Origin of the sequence: Thalassospira profundimaris (assembly GCF_003326795.1) — a bacterium.
Classification (GTDB): Bacteria; Pseudomonadota; Alphaproteobacteria; order Rhodospirillales; family Thalassospiraceae; genus Thalassospira; species Thalassospira profundimaris_C.
This window is the reverse complement of the sequence record NZ_JPWI01000002.1, coordinates 342075-358388: the sequence shown is the minus strand read 5'-3', so window position 1 is coordinate 358388 and position 16314 is coordinate 342075. Positions and strand designations below refer to the sequence as shown.

Sequence of the window (16314 nt, the reverse complement as noted above, 5' to 3'; positions counted from 1 at the left end):
GAAAACGGAGACTTTCAAGGGGGATTTGAGCGGAATACGATCAACTACAACGTTGGAATGATCGGTTACCGCTCCGGCAAAACATACAAGGCGAAAACCAGACTCACATGAGCCTGCGGTTTTGCTAAATGTCATCTACCGGAAAAAAGCGATGGTGCCCCCGGGGAGAATCGAACTCCCACTCACTAAGTGAAACAGATTTTGAGTCTGCCGCGTCTACCAATTCCGCCACAGGGGCAGGCAATCTGGGTGCGTGATCGCACCCTCCATCGACGGGCGGGATAATAGCTGTAAATTTCGCGGGGTCAATGGGGCTTTGTGCAAAAATGTTGCTGATTTTGCGATCATCAACTGCATCATTGCGATTGGTCGCAAAATGCGCTTTGATCGCGCCGAGTTTCAAGGCCCTGCGCCATTCACCAGACCATAGCTAAACAAGATAAGGCGCGATTGCCGTGATCCGCAGTCTTTATGATTGGACCATGAACCTGGCGGGTCACCGTCATGCCGCTTGGGCATTGTTCTTTATTGCTGCGATTGAAAGCTCGGTCTTTCCGATCCCGCCAGATATCCTGTTGATCCCGATGATCATTGCAGCTCCGACCAAGGCCTGGCGTTATGCGCTGATCTGTCTTGTCGGATCGGTTCTGGGCGGTCTGATCGGGTACGGAATCGGGTTCTTCCTGTTTGAAACGGTCGGCCGTCCGGTGCTGGAGCTTTATGGCTATGGCGCAAAGTTCGATCAGTTCAAAGACTATTATAACGAATGGGGTGCGTGGGCTGTGCTGATCGCCGGCATCACTCCGTTCCCCTATAAGGTAATTACGATCCTGTCGGGTGTCACAGCACTTGATCCGGTGGTCTTTACAGTCGCTTCGATCTTTGCCCGTGGATTGCGGTTCTTTGTCATTGCTGCCCTGATCTGGAAATTCGGCCCGGCCATTCGTGATTTCATCGAAAAACGGCTGGGCCTCGTTTTCACCATATTTATCGTAGTTCTTGTCGGTGGGTTCGCCGCAATCAAACTGATCCCGCACGGGTGACCCCATGAGCACATTTCAAGGAAGACGAGATACGGATTTGCTGATGTTCAAAATGCTTCGCCCGCGCTATATCCCGGCCTTCGCACCGATTATCCTGTTCCTGGTCTCAAGCGGCAGCATCGGATTTGCTCTTTATGCGCAGTATGTTCAGAAACTACTGCCCTGCATTCTGTGTCTGTATCAGCGCAAGCCCTTCTATATCGTGATCGGCCTGTCTGTTCTGGCCCTGCTTCTGATCCGCTTCCCCAAGGCCGCACGTGCAATCGTCTATCTTTGCGGGCTGACCTTTGCGGTTGGCACCGGCATTGCCATTTATCACGTCGGCGTTCAGGAACTCTGGTGGCAGGGACCGGCGATGTGTGGCGGAGTGCAAAGTGGTGCAAGTTCGCTTGCCGAACTTAAGGCACAGCTTCTTGCCCAGCCGATTATTCGGTGCGACAAAATCGACTGGACCCTTTTTGGCATCACCATGCCCACGGTCAATGTCTTCTTCTCGGCAGCCCTTACCATTTTCTGCTTCATCGCACCGTCACGCTGGATGAAGAAAGAAGGCGAACACGGCCTCTAGAATCAAAAGACGCCCGGAACAAACGTCATCGTTCGTCCCAATAAACCCGCCCGCACTCCGGGCGGGTTTGTTTGTATCCGGCCACCCGCCAAACGCGATCAATTGACCGGTGAATGAACAATTCTGCTTTTGATAATGAGAATTGTTATTGTTTGCAGAGTATTCCCGGCTATATTTGCCCTGCGATTCTCAAGAGAGTCCCTTTCAGAACCCGGACCAAAGGACTGACGCAGGATTGACCAAGATGACATTTCATCCACAAATGACCAGCAAGATCGAAGGTATTTCCCTTCTGGATGATTTGCGTTTCCGGCGCTGGAACGCAGCCATCACCGATCTGTGGCATGTCGAATGTGAACAGGAAGCGGGCGGCACCTATGTCTCGCGCGCACCGCGTCTGGTCGCCATTCTGGACTGTATCGGTGACGGGCGCGTCGAAGTCCGGGCTTCAAGTGACACAACTACCCGCAGCCATCGTGGGCAGGGATGCCTTTCCTATATCCCCGCGGGGATGGAGGTATCATCGGAAGTTCTTGGCAAATGCCGCCTGCGTCATCTTGATATTCATCTCGATGTCAAAGCCCTTGAACATTCAATGGGGAGCATCCTTGACCGGCGGGCACTTGAAACACCCCGGATCGGGTTCTGCGATCCGCGCATCAATGCGCTTGTACGACTGCTTGCCGACGATCTTGAAAACGGTATGGCCGCCCCGCAGATTTACGGCGAAGGACTGGTAACAGCCCTGACTGCTGCCCTTCTTGGCCCGTCGCCAGCCACGGAACCACAGCGTAAGCGTGGCAAACTCGCCCCCTATCAGCTGCGCAAAACGGTTGATTACATCGAACAGAATTGCGGGCGGACCATCCGGCTTGATGAACTCGCCCAACTGACCGGCCTGTCTCAATCCTATTTCTGTTCTGCATTTCGTGAATCCACAGGCATGCCGCCCCAGCAATGGCAAATGAAAGCCCGCGTCGAACGGGCAAAAAAACTGCTGAAAAAAGGTGACACGCCACTGGCATCGGTTGCGGTTGGCGTCGGTTTTGCTGATCAGGCCCATCTGACCCGTGTCTTTCGCAAGATCGTCGGAACCACGCCGGGTGCTTGGCGCAAGGAACAGATCGCCTGAATTAAGCCAAATTCCGTTCAATCCGGACAAATCGGGTTCAATATTCCCCCCCGCGCGCGTGATATCGACTGGCCCATCATTCAAGATGGCCCGCCGGTTCCCGCCCAGCAGGTCGTCGTCAGAGACAACCGATAGGGATTCCCAAATGCGTTTTACAGGACAGAAACTGTCTTCAACCCTTTTGCTGGGCACTGCAATCGCATTGGTTTTTGCGGCGCCGAACTTTGCACGGGCGCAGTCGACCAATGATACGACGTCGAGCGAAACGGAAAACACCGGGTCAACCGAAACCCCGGCCATTGTCATCGAAGCTGATAGCAAAGCAGAACCGGGCGATCCGACCCCGCCCGTTTATGCCGGTGGTCAGGTGGCAACCGGTGGTCGCGCAGGCGTTCTTGGCAACAAGGATGTGATGGATACGCCCTTTAGCACAACGTCATATACCAGTGAGCTCATCACAAACCAGCAAGCTCAGGATGTTGCAGACGTCCTTTTGAATGACCCTTCGGTCGTCAATTCAACCGGCTATGGCAACTTCGCTGACCGGTTCAATATTCGCGGTTACGACCTGCAATCCGATGATATCTCGCTTGACGGGGTAAGTGGTACAGCACCACGTCAGAAAGCAATCATCGAGACTTATGAAAGGGTTGAGCTCCTGAAAGGTGCCTCTGCGTTCCTCAACGGCATGCCTCCGGGATCCAGCGGCATTGGTGGAACGGTTAACCTTGTTCCCAAACGGGCGACAGCTAATCCCGTGACAAGTCTTACCGGAAGCACGGAAAACGGTAAAACCTTTGGCTCTCATGTCGATATTGGGCGCAGGTTTGGCTCTGCGGACCAGTTTGGTGCAAGGGCCAACGCCGTGTATCGCGACGGGGAAACCAGCATTGATGACGAAGAAGTAACCGCGCGCCTTGCATCTCTTGCACTTGATTTCAACGGCGAGAATGCCCGCGTTACAGTCGATGGTATCATCAACCAGCACTATATTTCCCAGGCTCGCCCGTCGGTCAATATCGGAAGCGCCCTTACCAGTATCCCCAACGCGCCATCCGCAAGTCACAACTATGCCAGTGCATGGACCTATAGTGATCTGGAGGACTATATCGGTCAGGTACGTGGCGAATATGACCTTACCGATAGCACGATGGCCTATGTGGTTCTTGGCGGTCGTAATTCGGAAGAAGAAGGCGGTTATGCCACCCCCACCCTGAATAGCTCTGATGGAACAGCTTCATTTGGAAGTAGTGTCATCAACTTCCAGAATACCGATCTGAGCTCAATGGCTGGCATCCGGCAAAAGTTTGAAACAGGGCCTGTTAACCATGAAGTCAATCTCGGGATTTCCGGGATCTGGCAAAAGAATTATCAGGCCTATGAGTTCTATTCTAGTCAGACTGGCAGCATTTATGGCTCCGGTGCAGACAGCCACAGCTCGACGGTCACCTTCACCGGCGGCAACCTCAATGATCTTCCCTTGAGCAGCAAGAACACATTTGTCAGCTATTATATCGCCGACACCATGGGCTTCCTGAATGACCGGATTGAACTCACCGCGGGCATTCGCCATCAGGAGGTCAACACAAAGGGATATAATCTTGGCACAGGCGCACAGAACTCCTACTACGACTCACGTGCGGACTCACCAATGTTTGCCATCGTCGGCAAGGTGACGAATGAATGGTCGGTTTACGCCAACTACATTGAAGGCCTGTCAAAAGGCAAAACGGTCACCGATACCGGTGCTGCGAACTTCGGATCTGTTTTGGCACCTTATGTCTCCAAACAGTTTGAAACTGGTGTGAAAGCCGACTTTGGTACTTTTGGCGGCGGTATTGCACTTTTCCAAATTGAGAAGCCTTCTGTTTACAAGGACAGCACCACCAATATTGAAGACACTAACGGCGAACAGCAAAATCGCGGGATTGAGTTTACGGCCTTTGGCGAACCTGTTGAAGGCTTCCGTCTGCTTGGCGGCCTGACCTATATCGACTCAGAATTGCAGGACACCGATAACCGGACCAATGACGGCAAAAGGGCAAAGGGTGTTGCCGAATATCAGGCAACATTCAGTGTCGAATATGATCTGCCGTTCCTGCGGGGGGCGACATTAACCAGTCGGGTTATCCATAGCGGCCCGCAATTTGTTGATGACGAAAACACCCTGCAGCTCGACGAATGGACGCGCCTTGACGTTGGGGGGCGCTACAATACAACGCTGTATGGCTATCCGGTTACCTTCCGCGGCAATATCGAAAACCTGACCAACAACAATTATTGGGCAAGTGCCAGCACCGATAGCGAATACATCACGATGGGCGCACCATTGACGGCAAAGCTGGCCCTGACGGCCAATTTCTGAAAGTTACTGGCGATCTATTCAGACAGAACAAAGCCGACGGATTTTCCGTCGGCTTTTCTGTTTTGCGGGTTCCGAGTAAGACCGGATCAGAAGTCGTATTCCAGTTCGGTATCCCAGTACAAAAAATCCCGCCAACTTTCATGGAGATAGTTCGGCGGGAAACGGCGTCCTGTTGACTGGAGTTCATGCATGGAGGGCTGCCCCGGCGTCCTGCGCAGCCTCAGACCTGCCTCGCGGACCGATCGACTACCCTTGAACAGGTTACAGTCCGAACAGGCCGTGACGATATTTTCCCAGTTGGTACGTCCACCGCGCGCACGCGGGATCACATGGTCAAAGGTCAGCTCGTTGGTCGGCAGGCGATCCCCGCAATACTGGCAGGAGAACTCATCACGCAAAAAGACGTTAAATCGTGTGAAGGCCGGACTGCTTTTGAGCGGAACATATTCCTTGAGCGAAATGACGCTCGGCAGCTTCATTTTAAAGGATGGGGAACGTACTTCGCGGTCGTATTCCGAAAGCACATCGACGCGTTCAAGAAAGACCGCCTTGAGCGTATCCTGCCAAGACCAAAGAGACAGCGGGAAGTAGCTCAACGGCCGAAAGTCGGCGTTAAGAACAAGTGCCGGACACGCATTGGGCGATAAATGCATACCATCCGCTCCACCGTGTTTACCGAGTCGCTTGCCTTGTTTAGCAGGTTCGGGAATCGTTGGTGATGAAGAAATCGTGACGTTTCACCAAACCGGGCGACGCGGCGACGTAAACCACTGATAGAGCAAAGTATAGACCATTTTCGAAAAAGCGCAAAGTCCGTCTGCCGCCGAGTCGCGTTTTGTCAAATCCGGACGCCCCGAAATCAGGCGACTCCGACCATCCGCCTATGCCGCAAGCCACAAAAAAAGCTGCCCATCAATGATGGTGCAGCTTGTCTTGTGGCTTTGAACCAAGCCCTGCGATCAGATAAACGAAAGGCCCGCCAGAAGCGAGCCTTCGTAAAATCTGTCTGTAAAGCAGAAGCCTGAATTAGGCAGCTTTTGCTTCAACAGCTTTGGCGACCTGGCGTTTGATTTTCACCAAATCTGCCGGCAGCTTTGCATTTGCAGTGCTGAGCAGATATGCATCCAGACCACCACGTTTTTCGATGGTGCGGACAGCATTGGTGGTCAGACGCAGACGCACCGAACGACCGAGCGACTCACTAAGCAGCGAGGTCGGCTGCAGGTTCGGGAGGAAACGACGTTTGGTACGATTGTGGGCGTGGCTCACATTCATGCCGACCAAAACGCCTTTGCCGGATACCGGGCAGCGACGTGCCATGACCTGATCTCCTGGTCTATAAATTCGCAAAAGGACGCTTGGCCTGAACATGCAGGCCCGCGCTTGGAGCCGGGTTATTACCGCCTCTGACCAATGTCGTCAAGCCTTCATCAACCGAAATCTGCGACAAAAACGCTTATCTGGCCTGTTTTGGCGGGAAACCGTGGTTTGGGTCGCATTTTACCCAACTCAACCGCACGGAATCTGCTCCTTTCCAAACCTGCGCGTCAGTATCAAAGTCTGCTTTGACAGGCAATTCCAAGAGCAGCGGTTATGATCGTGACCGATTCTCGATTGAATGACGGACATCCCGACAAGCATTCCCGACATACGGACCCGCTATCCACTATCTTTATATATAAAGACCACGACTGGCACCGGTCACTTAATCTATGACGATCATTGATACGGATCAAAACGCATGCGCGTAAAGAATGTTAACTTCAACACCATGAGTTAAAAAATCCGTTTCGGGAGCATGACGGGACATGAAAACAGATAGCAACGTATCCTTGCCACTGTTGGGCATTCTACTGGTCGCAGTGATCGGTCTGGTACTTTATCTTGTCGGCTTTGTGCTGGCGCATTTAGGTGTCCCTGTCGCATCGTTCTGGATTTACGTTGCACTGGCACTTGTACCGGTCAGCTTCCTTGTACTGATTGATTTCAGCCGCTGATTCTGTCCCCCCCATCAGAATGGCACTAAAACGGCCTGTCGCACCTGCGGTCAGGCCGTTTCTTTATGGTCCCTGCCATACTTCATATCCTGACCGGCACATCCGTTTGCCAATGGCAATCAACGCACGGAACAGCGCCCGGCCGGGCAAAATAATATCCCTGATAGGCATCAACCCCCATGCCATCAAGCATGCTCCGCTGATGTTCGGTTTCAACCCCCTCGGCGATGACCTGCAAGCCAAAGCGGTGTGCAATCAGAATTGCACCTTCGATCACCACCCGTGCATTCTCATCCATCTTGAGAACAAAGGATTTGTCGATCTTGACCGCATCAATCTGGATTTGATGCAGACGCGACAGCGATGAATAGCCTGTTCCGAAATCATCAATGTGAATACCGATCCCCATATCAAACAGCTGATCAATCACATTCGCGATCAGGGCCCTTTGACGTTCTTCAAAGATTGATTCTGTCACTTCCAGCACAAGCCGGGTTGGCAAAAGCCCCGCCTCTTCAAGAATGCCTGAAACTATTTCCGGAAATCGCGGCGCGACCAGCTGGCGGATCGAGACATTGACCGCAATCCTGGTGTCATCTTCGGTCGAGGAACGAATCGTCTTGCACGCCTCGCGCAGGCACCATTCACCGATATCGACGATCAATGCGCTTTCCTCTGCAATAGGAATGAATTCGTCGGGCGGCACAAGACCAAGCTCGTTGCTATTCCAGCGCAAAAGCGCTTCGTAGGAAACAATCGCCCCGCTTACCGCATTAATGACCGGCTGATATTCAATATAAAATTCGTCAGCGCCGAGGGCGCGACGCAAGGCCTGATTGATTGCCAGCCGCCGTTCCTGTTCGGTCAAAAGCGTGCGGTCATAACTGCGCACATTGCCACGTCCCGAACGCTTCACATCCGCCGCCGCCAGATCAGCCCAGTGGATCAATTCCGAAATTCCCGGATTACGTGCCGCAGCAAAGGCAACTCCGGTACTAAAGCCGATATGCAGGGAATGACCACAAATCAGGATTGGCTGACTGATCGACGCACGCGCCTGTTCAATCGTGCTTTCAACAAGGTCATGCAACTCATCATGGGGTGCTGCGAGAACCATCAGGAACTCGTCCCCACCCCAACGGCCAACCGCATGCTGATCATCGATATAGACCTTCAGTCGTTCACTGACGATGCGCAGAACCTCGTCGCCAATCGCGTGACTTAGCCCGTCATTGATCTGCTTGAAACGATCAAGGTCGATAAACAGGACCGCATAATCAAGATTGTCGGTCGACTGACGTTTTTTGTTAAACCAGGCAACAATCCCGTCACGATTCAAAATCCCCGTCAGGGTATCGTGTTCAACAAGCTTTCTGAGCTCTTCTGTCCGCTCGGCCACCCGTGCTTCAAGGGTTGCGTTCCAGTTCTCTGTGATGCGGTTCTTCTGGCGCAGATCCTCGACCAGATCGACATTCTGATGTTTCAGCACCAGGGACCGAAACAACACCGCATGATTGTTTCGATGGGTCACCAGCATCACAATCAGGAAGATCAAAGACAGAAAGGCCAGAACATAGTTCGGCTCGGCCATCACTGTCAGGATCACGGCAGGCGGAAACAGCAATGCAACCAGATAAATCCGCCCGACAAGAAATACAGGTGCCAGAATCCCCGTCGCCCCGCCCGCCAGACCGGCGATAATGATCAGCGTCATGAACTGGCTTTCACCGCGCACGGTGGGAATTTCAAAAACACCGATCATCGACCACAGAAAACCGGCGATCAGGACCCCGACCACATACCGCCCATGCCAAAGCCTGTATGCGTCGGCATCAAGTTCAGCAACAGAAGCACGGGCGCGCGCAAAAAGATAACCACCCCAAAGCCGGATCGCACAGAGGATGGTAACAAGTATCGCCCACCATGCCGTCACCCAGACCAGATCGCCCTGCAGCCACAATATCGCGACAAGCCCCGACGCTGCGGCAAGGTTCACCAGAATGTTTGCCCAGTTATTGCGATATGCCAGATCAAGAAGGTCACGCCGAACCTTCCCGGTAAGTTCATCACCGACCTTTATCGCTATTTGGGGATCAACAAATCGGCTTGCGATTTTCCTGACCAAACTGGCGTGCTTTTCCATCTGGCCTTGCTGCCTCTAACCTCATCGCATGAATAGATAATCCTATACATAGGTAATACTGAACACCAATGAGAATATCGAGTTTCACAAATATTAGGAAAACGCTTTCGTGATGTGCGCCAAAATGCAATCGGGGGAAAAGCAAGCACCTTGCTTCTCCCCCGGAATGGTCATGTCAGAAGATCAAAATATTTCAAACACCTGCCCGGTCTGCAAACCTTCGACCGACTTGGCATAGCCAAGTGCGGCACGGGCAGCAGGCACCGGATCATGTCCACGGAAATAAGGTGCATAGCCTTCCATCGCCTCGGTAATCACACCGGGACTGACGGCATTGATGCGAAGACCGGGCTTCATTTCAATCGCGGCCGACTTAACAAACCCTTCTATCGCACCATTCACCATCGAGGCCGAACTGCCATACTGGATCGGGTCCTTGGCAAGGATACCGGTGGTCAGGGTAAAGGATGCGCGATCCGATACATATTCACGGCCAATCAGAACCAGATTGATCTGACCAAACAGCTTGTCATCAATCCCGATACGATATTTTTCCTCGTCCATTTCGGCAAAATCCCCGAAATGCACCTTGCCGGTGGTCGAAACCACGGCATCGACCGGACCGATTTTTTCAAACATCGCGCGAATGGATGCGATGTCTTTGAGATCGACATTCACATCGCCACTGGTGCGCGATGCGCGGATAATTTCGTGGCGCGGGGACAGTTCGGCATCGACACCTTTGCCGATGATCCCGGATGCGCCGATCAACAGAACTTTCATATCATCCTCCAATTCTGGAAATTTTGATGAATGTATGATTTCACAGAACAGTACAGCCGATAATCTGGATATTTACGAACCATTCGTTTAGTATTTTAAACAATGAAGGATTATCTGAGCGAAATGCGCAGCTTTGCTGCCGTGATCAAACAGGGCAGTTTCACCGATGCCGCCCGCGCCACTGGCGTATCCAAAGGGCTGATCAGTCAGCATATCAAACGCCTTGAAGATGTGCTGGGCGCGCAATTGCTGTTTCGCTCAACCCGCAAACTGGAACTGACCGAAATCGGTGCGACCTTTCTGGGTTATTGCCAAAGCATCACGCAAAGTGCCGATGCCGCATTCGAAGCGGTCGAAGCCCTTCGCGGCGAACCGGTCGGGACCGTTCGCATCACCGTCCCGGTATCCTTTGGCGAGATGTTCCTGCACGACATCATCGTTGCGTTCCAACAGGTTCATCCGCGTATTCAGATTGAAATGGAGCTGGAAAATACATTCCGTGATTTGCAGTCAGCCCATATTGATATCGCGATACGGGCTGGCCTGACCGATGATCCTGATCAGGTTGCCATTCCGCTTGGCCAACTTTCCGAGCTGATCTGTGCCAGCCCGGCATACTGGAAAGCACACCCAAAACCACAAACGCCCGCCGACCTTGCCGATCACAATTGTCTGGTCAATTTCCAGTATTACAAGGATCGCAAGTGGGTGTTCTTTTCCGATGACGGTCCGACATCCATCACGGCCGAGGGCAATTTGCGCCTCAATCATTATCCACTGATCCGCAATGCCACTGTTCAGGGACTTGGGGTGGCCCGACTGCCACGCTATATCGCCATGCCGGAAATCAGGGCCGGACGGATTGAAACCGCCCTTGAAGAATACAAGTCACCGTTGCGTCCGATCTATCTGGTTTATCCCTATCAGGGGAACCTTCCGATCAAGAACCGGCTGATGATTGATTTCATTCACAACTGGTTCACCGAACGCCCGGATCTGCTTGAAACCAGGTCTCCATCGACAACCGACTAGCGTTCAGAACTGATCGGCAAGATCGCGCACGGCATCGGGCGTCATCCCCTCTTCGCGCATTGAACGCAGGGTTTTTGATTTGTCGCGCTTGGCAAAGCGTTTGCCATCGGGCCCGGTCAAAAGACCATGGTGATGATATTCCGGCACGTCATATCCCAGCAATTCCTGCATCAGCCGATGAAGATGACTGGCAAAGAACAAATCCTGCCCGCGCGTGATCAGACTGATCCCCTGAAGATGATCATCATGGGTAACGGAAATATGGTAACTGGTCGGCGTATCCTTGCGTGCCAGAACCACGTCACCGAAAATCTCGGGTGTTGCAACCTGCCGTCCGGCCGACCGGTCAAACCAGACAAGTTCCCGCCCGACACGCCCAATTGCAGCATCCATATCAAGACGCAGCGCATAGCTTTCGCCCGCGGCAATCCGGTCTGATCGCTCTTGCGCTGAACAATGACGACAGGTTCCGGGATAAAGTGCCCCATCCGGTCCATGCGGCGCATTGCCAATCCGCTCGATCTCGGCCTGAATATCCTTGCGGGTACAGAAACACGGATACAGCAACCCCATATCCGTCAGACGATCAAGCACCGCCTGATAATCGGCAAAATGTTCGGACTGCACCCGAACCGGTTGTTCCCAACCCAGCCCAAGCCAGGCAAGGTCTTCGTAAATCGCATCAAGATATTCCGGGCGACACCGGGTTTGGTCGATATCTTCTATGCGCAAAAGAAAACGGCCATGCGGCCCGGCCTGTTTCATTGAAAACAATGCCGAGGCCGCGTGGCCAAGATGCAGATATCCGGTCGGACTTGGTGCAAATCGGGTGATCACCGTCATCCTGAATGCACCCCGCTCTTACCAGCGGTCCCGATCGCCAGCCGCACGGTCGCGTGCCTGTCCGCCATCGGCGGGCACATGGCGCATCGGGCGTTTGGGCTGACGCGCACCCTGTTCGTCAAACAGGTCTGACAATTCGGCAAGCATCGTGCCACCAAGTTCTTCGGGATCGTTGATCGTAACCGCGCGACGGTAATAACGCGTCACGTCATGGCCGATACCAATGGCCAGAAGTTCCACCGGTGATTTGGTTTCGATCCAGCCGATCACTTCGCGCAGATGGCGTTCCAGATAATTTCCGGAATTGACCGAAAGGGTCGAATCATCAACCGGCGCACCATCAGAAATCACCATCAGAATCCGGCGTTGCTCGGAACGGCCAAGCAGACGTTCATGTGCCCAAAGCAATGCTTCGCCGTCGATGTTTTCCTTAAGCAGCCCTTCACGCAGCATCAGACCAAGGTTCTTGCGCGCGCGACGCCATGGGGTGTCGGCGGCCTTGTAGATGATGTGACGCAGATCGTTCAAACGACCGGGCTTGGGCGGCTTGCCACTATCGACCCAGCGTTCGCGCGATTGACCACCTTTCCACTGGCGGGTGGTAAAGCCGAGAATTTCGACCTTCACCCCGCAACGTTCCAGCGTACGTGCCAGAATGTCGGCAGACAGCGCGGCAATCGTGATCGGACGCCCGCGCATGGACCCAGAATTGTCGATCAGCAGGGTCACAACCGTATCGCGGAAATTGGTATCCTGTTCCTGTTTGAAGGACAGGGATGTCGACGGTGTTGAAACGATACGCGCCAGTTTGGCGGCATCGAGGATGCCTTCTTCAAGATCGAAGTCCCAGCCGCGGTTCTGTTGCGCCATCAGACGACGCTGCAAACGGTTGGCAAGACGCGACACCACGTTCTGAAGGTTCGCCAACTGCTTATCGAGCATCGCACGCAAGCGTGACAGTTCAAGGTTTTCGCACAGATCATCTGCGGTTACGACCTCGTCGAATTCACGCGTGAACGGCTCGTAGCCACGTTCAATCGGCTCGTTGCGACCGTCAAATTCAGGCTGCTCACCCGGACCGGCAGGCTTTTCTTCCTGCGACATCGCTTCAAGCTGCTGATCGTCAATATCGCCTTCGCCTGCTTCGGCGTCTTCGGAACCCGCGTCCTGTTGCTGATCGCTGCCATCAGGTTCGGAATCGTCGTTCTGGCCTTGCTGGCCGCCCTGACTTTCCATGTCTTCCTGTTCAGGATCGGCTTCGCCTTCTTTTTCCTCGTCATCCTCGCCTTCCTGTTCGGGCGGGACATCATCAAGGTCATCTTCAAGCGACAGGTGATCAAGCAACCGGCGCATGCCGCGCGCAAAGGCATCCTGATCATCAAGAACTTCACGCAGATCAGAAAGGTCAGACCCGGCACTTTCTTCGATATGAGTGCGCCACAGATCAATCAGCGGACGCGCGCTTTCGGGCGCACGTTCACCAGTAAAGATTTCACGCGCCAGCATGCCGATGGCATCAGCAAACGGTGCATCTTCACGCGATGTCAGGCGATGATAATTCTTGGCGTGGCAATCCTGTTCGGCATGGTCGCGCAGGTTTTTGCGGACACCCGGGAAATAGCGCGATCCCACCGCTTCGCAGCGTGCTGTTTCAAGCGCATCGTAAACAGCCTGAGCCTCGGCTGTTTCGGGCATGCGTTTGGCATGCAGGGCCACGTCGTGGTGACGCATCTTGAGCGCCCAGCCATCCGCAATACCACGAAGGTCTGCGACTTCATCCTTGGGCAAGGCCGTTTTGGGCATCGGCAAACGCACATGTTCGCCATAGCCGCCCGGCCGCCCGCCTTTGACAAAGCCGACTTCCAGATCATTGCGCCCGGCAAGCGCGCGAAACGTCGCTGCCGTGCCGCGCAAGAACCCGGAAAGAGCCTCATCATTCTTCATCGTACTACTCGCTTGTGGGATCAGCTCGCCAAGCTGCTTTAAAGACACGCCTTAGCGAACCATCACATTGATGGCTTCTTCGGGCAGCTCTTCACCAAAGCAACGCTGATAATATTCCGCCAGGATCGGACGTTCGACCTCATCGCAACGATTAAGGAACGTCACCCGGAAGGCATAGGAAATATCACCGAAAATCTTGGCGTTTTCAGCCAGCGTAATCACCGTACGCGGGCTCATCACGGTCGAGATATCACCAGCAATGAAACCCTGACGGGTCAGATTGGCAAGTGCGACCATCGCTTCGATCTTCTGGCGGCCGTCGGCATTGTCAAATGCCGGAACCTTGGCAGCAACGATATTGGTTTCATCGGCAACCGACAGATAGTTCAGTGTGGCCACAATCGACCAGCGGTCCATCTGGGCCTGGTTGATCTGCTGGGTGCCGTGATAAAGACCGGTGGTATCACCAAGGCCCACGGTGTTTGACGTCGCAAACAGGCGGAAATGCGAATGCGGGTGGATGACCTTGTTCTGATCAAGAAGGGTCAGTTTACCATCAACTTCGAGAACACGCTGGATCACGAACATGACGTCCGGGCGACCGGCATCATATTCGTCAAAGACCATCGCCACCGGACGTTTCAGCGCCCAGGGCAAAATGCCTTCGCGGAATTCAGTGATCTGTTTGCCATCACGCAGAACAATCGCGTCCTTGCCGATCAGGTCGATACGGCTGATATGGCTATCAAGGTTCACGCGCACGCAAGGCCAGTTCAGGCGCGAAGCCACCTGTTCAATATGGGTGGATTTGCCCGTACCGTGATAACCCTGAATCATCACACGGCGGTTGTGGGCAAAGCCCGCAAGAATTGCCAGCGTGGTATCACGGTCAAAACGATAGGTCGGATCAGCGACCGGCACGTGTTCACTGCCCTGGCTAAATGCCGGGACTTCCATATCGATATCAATCCCGAACGTTTCGCGCACGGAAATGGTGATGTCAGGTGTATCAAGCGGATGTTCAGCCGCCGTACCTGTCGCTTCGTAACCTTGGCTCATAAGTACTCGCGCATTTCTCGGACCGGCACTGGTGACGCGGTCGTTTCGTTAAACTTGCTCATTAATAGCGGTTTAGTCGCATCACACAAAGGGAAGATGCGCAAAAAATCTCTATTCCCGCAAAAGGTTTGCTCAAAGAGCTTCTCTAAATACTCTGGCACGGTACGCAAACCGCAGCCAGATTGACCAGATTTTTTGAAATTATCGGGGCGGCCTCTGTCAAATCAGAGGGTCACACGCGCCTCAAGATCGCGGATATAGCTCATCAGGGAACTATAGGCCGCGCTGATCTTCTTGAAGCGTTCTTCTGCCCCCTTGTCGCCGCCATTGGCGTCGGGATGGTACTTTTTTGAAAGCGCCTTGTATTTGGCCTTGAGCTCGTCACGGGTAAAGGGCCAGCCAAGGTCAAGCGTCGCCATGGCCTGCTGCTGTTCGCTTGGCATGCCAAGTGCCCCTGCGCGGCGCTGGGCTTCCTCGCTTTTGCGTCGGCGCTCCGCACCGGGATCGGCACCCGGACCATGATGGGTCTGATCACCGTCTTCGTTAAAGAAGCCGAACCCGTCCCTGAACTTGAAATTGAAGGGTTTCTTGGAACCGCGAATATGGCCGAATTTCCATGTCGGGCGCTGCCAATGGGTATCGCGACGCATGTCGTTCTCGATATCCTCGGCCTTCATGCCTTCATAATAGTTCCAGGATTTGTTGTATTCGCGAACGTGATCAAGGCAGAACTTGTAATAGTCGCGCAGCTTGCGATCCTTGGGCGCACGGAACTCACCATGCCCCTCGCAGCCCGGCCAATCGCAATCGGGCAGGATGGGTTCATTGTGATACAGCGTCTTGCGCTTGTTGCGGTGTCCTCGGTTCATCTGCGTCTATATGTTCTGAAAAATCGATGCACGCAATATCATAGGGATCGTTTAAATGCGATAAAAGGCTTGAAAAACCGCCATCGCGTGCCAGAACCTAACGCAGCAATTCGTTTTTGCAGCAATTTGCAAATATCCCCAAGAAAATAGAGGCCCTTATCATGCAGGTAGCCAATCAGATCCGCGACATCCTGACCGAACAATTCGCCCCGACCGAATTGCAGATTATCGACGACTCTTCAAAACATGCCGGTCATTCGGGTGCAGACCCGCGTGGCGAGTCCCATTTTTCCGTTCTGGTTGTGTCTGAAAAATTCACCGGTGAAAACCGTGTCAATCGTCAACGGCTGGTCTATGGCGCACTTGATAGCCTTCTGAAGGACCGTGTCCATGCGCTGGCGTTGAAAACCATGACGCCTGGCGAATACAAATCGGCTCCGGAAAACAGAACCTGAAAATACAATTCCACATCGTGAAATCAACCTAGACGTTAATCCCGATTAGGCGCAATGCTTGTGACACAAGCCGTCCACAAG

Annotated in this window: 15 protein-coding genes and 1 tRNA gene; 7 read left to right on the top strand and 9 right to left on the bottom strand. The window is 53.5% G+C overall.

Annotated elements, in window-relative coordinates:
* Positions 1 to 152 precede the first annotated feature (152 nt).
* Positions 153 to 238: transfer RNA gene (locus tag TH30_RS06030), tRNA-Leu, on the bottom strand.
* 217 nt (positions 239 to 455) lie between these two features.
* Between TH30_RS06030 and TH30_RS06025 the strand changes: the two genes are divergently transcribed.
* From TH30_RS06025 to TH30_RS06010, 4 genes are all read left to right on the top strand, one after another.
* Positions 456 to 1043, top strand: a complete 588-nt coding sequence (locus TH30_RS06025; RefSeq protein ID WP_114097164.1) for a YqaA family protein — start codon at positions 456 to 458, stop codon at positions 1041 to 1043.
* A gap of 43 nt (positions 1044 to 1086) precedes the next feature.
* Complete coding sequence (locus TH30_RS06020; RefSeq protein ID WP_114097163.1) at positions 1087 to 1611, top strand: disulfide bond formation protein B; 525 nt, start codon at positions 1087 to 1089, stop codon at positions 1609 to 1611.
* A gap of 244 nt (positions 1612 to 1855) precedes the next feature.
* Complete coding sequence (locus tag TH30_RS06015; RefSeq protein WP_114097213.1) at positions 1856 to 2743, top strand: helix-turn-helix domain-containing protein; 888 nt, start codon at positions 1856 to 1858, stop codon at positions 2741 to 2743.
* A 145-nt stretch (positions 2744 to 2888) separates the two neighbouring features.
* Positions 2889 to 5108 (top strand): TonB-dependent receptor, encoded by a 2220-nt coding sequence (locus TH30_RS06010; protein WP_181850161.1) that lies wholly within the window; start codon positions 2889 to 2891, stop codon positions 5106 to 5108.
* 86 nt (positions 5109 to 5194) lie between these two features.
* Here TH30_RS06010 and TH30_RS06005 read toward each other — a convergent pair whose 3' ends face one another.
* Positions 5195 to 5761, bottom strand: coding sequence for an HNH endonuclease (locus TH30_RS06005; RefSeq protein WP_114097161.1), 567 nt, complete (start codon positions 5759 to 5761; stop codon positions 5195 to 5197).
* 373 nt (positions 5762 to 6134) lie between these two features.
* Positions 6135 to 6428 carry a 50S ribosomal protein L28 gene (gene rpmB / locus TH30_RS06000; protein ID WP_008889909.1) on the bottom strand — a complete coding sequence of 98 codons (294 nt, stop codon included), beginning with the start codon at positions 6426 to 6428 and terminating at the stop codon, positions 6135 to 6137.
* Positions 6429 to 6916: 488 nt separating this feature from the next.
* Between rpmB and TH30_RS05995 the strand changes: the two genes are divergently transcribed.
* Positions 6917 to 7105: a hypothetical protein gene (locus TH30_RS05995; protein WP_114097160.1), complete on the top strand. Its 189-nt coding sequence runs from the start codon at positions 6917 to 6919 to the stop codon at positions 7103 to 7105.
* Between the two features lie 82 nt (positions 7106 to 7187).
* On the opposite strand, the gene TH30_RS05990 is transcribed toward TH30_RS05995, so the two are convergent.
* Positions 7188 to 9248, bottom strand: a complete 2061-nt coding sequence (locus tag TH30_RS05990; protein ID WP_114097159.1) for a putative bifunctional diguanylate cyclase/phosphodiesterase — start codon at positions 9246 to 9248, stop codon at positions 7188 to 7190.
* A 183-nt stretch (positions 9249 to 9431) separates the two neighbouring features.
* Complete coding sequence (locus tag TH30_RS05985) at positions 9432 to 10031, bottom strand: short chain dehydrogenase (protein WP_114097158.1); 600 nt, start codon at positions 10029 to 10031, stop codon at positions 9432 to 9434.
* A 123-nt stretch (positions 10032 to 10154) separates the two neighbouring features.
* Between TH30_RS05985 and TH30_RS05980 the strand changes: the two genes are divergently transcribed.
* Positions 10155 to 11063 carry a LysR family transcriptional regulator gene (locus TH30_RS05980; protein ID WP_181850160.1) on the top strand — a complete coding sequence of 303 codons (909 nt, stop codon included), beginning with the start codon at positions 10155 to 10157 and terminating at the stop codon, positions 11061 to 11063.
* 3 nt (positions 11064 to 11066) lie between these two features.
* Here TH30_RS05980 and gluQRS read toward each other — a convergent pair whose 3' ends face one another.
* The 4 genes from gluQRS to TH30_RS05960 all read right to left on the bottom strand — a co-directional run bounded on the left by gluQRS (position 11067) and on the right by TH30_RS05960 (position 15778).
* Positions 11067 to 11906 carry a tRNA glutamyl-Q(34) synthetase GluQRS gene (gluQRS, locus tag TH30_RS05975; protein ID WP_114097156.1) on the bottom strand — a complete coding sequence of 280 codons (840 nt, stop codon included), beginning with the start codon at positions 11904 to 11906 and terminating at the stop codon, positions 11067 to 11069.
* An 18-nt stretch (positions 11907 to 11924) separates the two neighbouring features.
* Positions 11925 to 13850, bottom strand: a complete 1926-nt coding sequence (cobT, locus tag TH30_RS05970) for a cobaltochelatase subunit CobT (RefSeq protein ID WP_114097155.1) — start codon at positions 13848 to 13850, stop codon at positions 11925 to 11927.
* Positions 13851 to 13901: 51 nt separating this feature from the next.
* Entirely contained in the window at positions 13902 to 14909 is a 1008-nt protein-coding gene (gene cobS, locus TH30_RS05965; protein ID WP_114097154.1) for a cobaltochelatase subunit CobS, read from the bottom strand.
* 224 nt (positions 14910 to 15133) lie between these two features.
* Positions 15134 to 15778 carry a J domain-containing protein gene (locus tag TH30_RS05960; protein WP_114097153.1) on the bottom strand — a complete coding sequence of 215 codons (645 nt, stop codon included), beginning with the start codon at positions 15776 to 15778 and terminating at the stop codon, positions 15134 to 15136.
* A gap of 161 nt (positions 15779 to 15939) precedes the next feature.
* On the opposite strand from TH30_RS05960, the gene TH30_RS05955 reads away from it, so the two are divergent.
* Complete coding sequence (locus TH30_RS05955; protein ID WP_114097152.1) at positions 15940 to 16233, top strand: BolA family protein; 294 nt, start codon at positions 15940 to 15942, stop codon at positions 16231 to 16233.
* Positions 16234 to 16314 lie beyond the last annotated feature (81 nt).